The 5,142-nt window shown below is 67.6% G+C and carries 1 protein-coding gene; it reads right to left on the minus strand.

Annotation, left to right across the window (positions count from 1 at the left end; translation table 11 throughout):
• Positions 1-256 precede the first annotated feature (256 nt).
• A partial coding sequence (locus ACFTQE_RS19930; RefSeq protein ID WP_376926699.1) for an Ig-like domain-containing protein occupies positions 257-5,142 on the minus strand: 4,886 nt, incomplete at its 5' end.

Below are 5,142 nucleotides of genomic sequence, written 5' to 3' on the forward strand. Positions count from 1 at the left end.
CACCGGAAAACCCTGATGGAGCACCGCGAAGGTGAGCGGAACGCCGGCGAGCAAGGTGATCGCGACGGTCGAGGCTGCGGCCTTGCGCGTGCGCAACCACGACGCCATGGCACTCACCCGTCACTCCCCTGATCGTGGTTCGAAGCTCGATACGGCGTCGAAGCTGTACCCCACACCGGGGTACACGCTAACACGATCGCGTCGAGCCTCAGCATGGGGAGGACTCCCCACGTCAAGGCCCGAGCCTGCGTCCTTCCTAGTTCCTGAAGTCCATGTGATTGCTCTCGTGGCCGCCGACCGTCGCCCAGACGTCGCTGTATCCGCACCATCCGCTCGATGCTCCCCAGCTCCCCCGGTGCGACCCCTTGCCGTCGGCGCCGATCGAGATCGTGGTCTCCCGGAAGTATCCGCCGTTGCAGTAGGTGACGAGTCGCTGCGATGTGTTCGGCGGGAACCAGGAGACATCCACGTTGTAGTAGTAGCCGCTGCTCTCGGCCGCGCCCTTGCTGAGGGTGACCGCCGGCGGGGGTTGCGTCGCGGCCGTGGTGTTCGACTGCGTCCACGGTCCGCAGCCCCCCGCGTTGCACGCCTGGACCCTGAAGTTGTGCTGGAACCCAATGCCGGCATCGCCATTGACGGAGAGTGCCGACGTCGATCCCGACTTCGTGCTGTTCAGCACGAACTGCCAGTTGTAGGAGGTGACCGGACTTCCATTGGCGGGCGCAGCACCCCACGTCAGCTTGATCGCGCCGGAGCCGTCGCTCGAGGCCCAGAGATTCGCCCACGGCGGGGCCCCCGGCTTGCCGAACGGGGTCACGGAATCACTCGTCGGCGACGGGGCCGACACGCCGATCTTGTTCGTCGCAGTCACGGTGAAGCTGTACGCTGTGCCGTTCTTGAGACCGGTGATCGTCTGCGCCGAGCCTGCCGTAGAGGCGCCGAACGTGGTGCTGCCGCCCGACCAGCTCACCGTGTACCCGGTGATCGGCGAGTTGTTGCTCGCCGGAGCGTTCCAGCGCACGGTCGCAGACTGGTCTCCGGTCGTCACCGCCGGCTTGCCCGGCGCATCGGGCGCGGCACGCACGATGACCGTCGCACGACCCTGCACCTCTCGTGTCGGATCCTTGGTGCCGTCTTGGACGCGATAGACGATGCTCAACTCGCCCGTGAACGACGGTCCGGTCTTCACCGAGATGTCCGTCGCGGTGAAGCTCACGCTCGCGGCGGAGCCGACCGAATCCTGGTCGATCTGGGCGTCGATGATGCGAAGCGGGGTGTCTTCGACCGCGAACGGGTTGATGTCGTTCGCGAGCACATCGAGTTTCAGTGTTTGCGAGCGCAGCATCTCCTGCGGTCCGTCATCGCGCGCCTGCGCCTTCGGCCGCGACGAGGTCACGACTTCGACGTCGATCGAGCCCGGCACCGAGAACTCCTTGTAGTCGACCGTGAACGTGAGCGTCGTCTTCGTGCCAGGCTGCACGCCCAGCGGGGCGCCGACGGACAACATCGAACCGCTGATGCCCGCTTGGAAGTCGGCGGTCTGGCCGCTGAGTCCGTTGTACGAGAGCTCTTGCAGCACCTTGTCGCTCGGGTGCCCGCTCGACTGGCGCAGGTCGACCGCCTGCGCCTTCTCGCCCGCCTCGAGCTTGATGCTCCGCGGCGTGAAGGTCGGCGGCACGTCTTCGAAGTTGGGATCGCCGACGGTCACCGGGATCGTGAGGAATGCCTTCTTGCCCTTGGGATCACCGGCGCTCTCGCCGTCGGTGACCTCGAAGGTCACGGTCGCCTGGCCGCGGAAGTCCTTGGCCGGCTTGAACGTGAGCGTCGACGCATCCGTCATCGGCGACGACCCGTCGCTGTTCGATGCCGTCGCTGAGAGGATGCGCGCGGGCTTGCCCGACGGCACGATCACGATGTCGCCCACGCTCCACGAGATGGTGCCGTTCATGCGGACGATCTGCGGGCCGAGTTCGGCGAGGTAGGGCGGAGGGAACGTCTCTTCCGCTTCTTTCTTCTCCGCATCGTCGGGGTCGGTCTTCGGCGGCACGATGATGAACGCCATCGCCGTGAGCTCGTCGACGTCGTTCGTGAGTCGGAAGGCGATCGCCTGCCGCTTCGAGGTCGGCTTCACCTTGACGGTGCCGTCGGTCATGACCTCGGCGTTCTCGGAGTTCGGGCCCTCGACGGTCACCACGAGGTCCTCGACCAGACCGCCGGGGTTCTGCGCATCGTTCAGCGGGTCGACCGTGACCGAGTTCTTGTCGGCCACCTGCTTCGGCTCGACGACCTGGTCGTGCGCCGTCGGGGGCTCGATCTTCGCGTCCTTCGCGACGAGTACTTGGATGAAGGCTCCGTCGGCGCCGCCGTGGCCGTTCGTGATCTCGTAGCGGACCGAGTTGCCGCCCTCGAAGTCGGGCGCCTCGACGAGCACCCGGTTGTTCTTCACGCTCGCCGTGAGGCCTTCGCCGACCTCGGGGAGCTTCTTCTGCACCTTGATCGGGTATCCGCTCGGGTCGGAATCGTTCGCGAGCACGTCGATCGCCGCACGGCGACCCGGGCGCAGTTCGACGACATCGTCGACGGCGTTCGGCGGGAGTGCTTCGGCGGGCCGAGGGATCACGCCGATGCGGATCGTGCCCGTCGCAGTCTTGCCCGCCGTGTCGGCCACCTCGTAGGTGAACGATTCAGTGCCGGCCGACCCCGCGTAGGCCTCGAAGCTGATGTGCGTGCTGCCGGTCTCGACGATTCGACCGAGCGAGGGCGGGGTGGTGATGCCGACGAGCGTGACGGAGTCGCCGTCGGGATCGATGCCGTCGAGAGGAACGTCGATCTCGACCGCGGTGCCCTCGAAGGTGCGCGAGGTCAGCGGCAACGGCAGCGGCGGCCGGTTGGATTTGGCATCGGGGCCCACGACGGTGAATCGCACCGTCGCCGTCGCCGTCTGCTCGTAGTCGTCGAGGATGCGATACCCGACCGTGTAGACGCCGGGTTCATCAGGCGCCTGGAACCGCACGGCGTCTTCGGCGACGAACGCGAGACCGCCGGCGGCCGAAGTCTCGGCGAGCTCGCGGTCGAGAATCAGGGGTGCCGCGTCGGGGTGGTAGTCGTTGTCGAGCACCGGAACAGTCGCGATGTCGCCTGCGCGAACCGTGATCGCGTCGTCGACCGCGACGGGCGGCTGGTGCTTCACGAGCGGCGGCACGGGCACGACGGTCACGGTGCTCGTCGAACTCGCGATGCCGTCGGAGACGGTGTACTCGAACTGCAGCTGCTGGGTGAGCGCTTCGGACGCCGTGATGCGCGTCACCGCGTTGTTCAGCACCTCGACCGAGAGCAGGTCACCGGATGCCTCGGTGTCGACGGTCTGCACGGCGAGCACACGCCCGCTCGGCGACACGTCGTTCACGAGCACCGGCAGCGTCGTCGGCTCGCCGGGACGGAGGTAGGCGATGTCCTTGACCGCGATCGGCGGCGACGACTCCCCCGGGACCTCCTTGACGTCGACGCGGATGAGCCCGACGCTCGTCGCCGCACCGGCGCCGAGGTTGTAGAGGAAGATGTGGCTGCCGACCTGGTCGGAGCTGAACGAGATCGCACCGCGTTCGAGGTTCGGCGTGACCGCTGCCCCCGACGGGGCGTCGGCCACGCCGAGCAGCGCCAGCGGCTCCCCCGATGGGCTCAGGTCGTTGACGAGGGGTTCGATGAGGGCGGTCTCCCCCACGAACACCTCGGCGAAGTCGGGGGTCCCGACCGGGTTCAGCGCGCCCGGCTCCTTGACGTCGACGGTGAGCACCCCGGCCGAGGTGACACTGCCGTCGGAGACGACGAACTGCACCTCCTTCGTGCCGAGTTCTCCGGTCTTGTGCTCGAAGGTGACGAAGCCGTCGGGCGCGAACCGCACGGAATCACCGCTCGTGGGCGACGCGCTCACGAGGAAGACGTCGTCGCCGTCGGGGTCGACCCAGTCGCTGAGCACGTTGTAGCCCATCGACTTGCCCTGCTCGACGCTGATCGCACCCTCCCTGATGGCGACCGGAGCGTTGTTCTCCTCCGTCGGCCGGATCGTCACGTCGACATGCGCCTGCGCCACGCCGAGGCGCCCGTCGTCGGCGGTGTACTGGAACGAGATCGTGCCCACGGCCCCTTGAGCCGGGGTGAACTGCAGGGCACGACCCCCGTCGATGACCTCGAGACGGCCCGATTGCTCGGGGATCTCGCTGATGTTCGTCGCGGTGAGCACGTCGCCGTCGGGGTCCGTGTCGTTCTCGAGCACCTCGAGGAGCGTCGTGCGGCCGGGGCGGACGCCGAAGTCGTCGTCGCGCGCGGTGGGCGGACGGTTGGTCTCGCTGCGCTCGGCCAGTGTGTCTTCGAACGTCTGCTGGGAGGCCTTCTCATCGCCCTCTTCGGCGTCGGTCTCGTCGGGCGGCGTCACCTCGTCCCAGTTGTCGACGAGACGCAGATTCGAGTCGACGAGCCACACGTTGCCGTTCGACAGGTTGTTCAAGGCGATGACGCTGCGATTCACCCGGAACTCGAGTCGCGAGCCCGCCGTAACCTGTTCGATGGTCTGCAACATCGGCTTCTGCCCGTCGCATGCGTTCAGGTAGCGGCCTGCCCCGGCCCAGGCGCCGTGCGCACAGCCGTCGAGCCAGACGGGGCTCGAGACATCCGCCGCAGGCGCAGGGGCGTCGATGTCGGCGGAGATCACCTCGGCGTCCCCACCGGAGAGCGGTACGCGTACGAGGGCATCGCCCGTGGCGAGCAGCACCGTGTCGCTCTCGGCACCAACCTGCTGGATCTTCAATGCGGTCTCGCCGAGTTCTCGCGCCGCACCGTCGATGATGAGAGCGTTCTGCTTCGTATCGAGGATGACGGGCTCGTCGCCCACGACCGAGAGCTGGTGCTCGCCAATCGCCGGAAGATCGCTCGTCTCGGGCTCCGAGCCCGGCGCCGCGATCGTCACGAGTTCGTCGTCTTCTGCGGAACTCGCGTAGACCACGCCCGCGTTCGACACCGCCACGTGCGCATCGGCGCCCAGTCTGGCGGCCGGCTCCGTGTCTGCCGGGTTCAACTGCAGCTCGCCCGCCGCGCCCGTGACCCAGAGCTCGCCCTTCGGCGAGAGGATCGCGAGCGTCTCGCCGC

This window comes from Agromyces sp. NPDC056965, from assembly GCF_042673425.1.
GTDB lineage: Bacteria > Actinomycetota > Actinomycetes > Actinomycetales > Microbacteriaceae > Agromyces.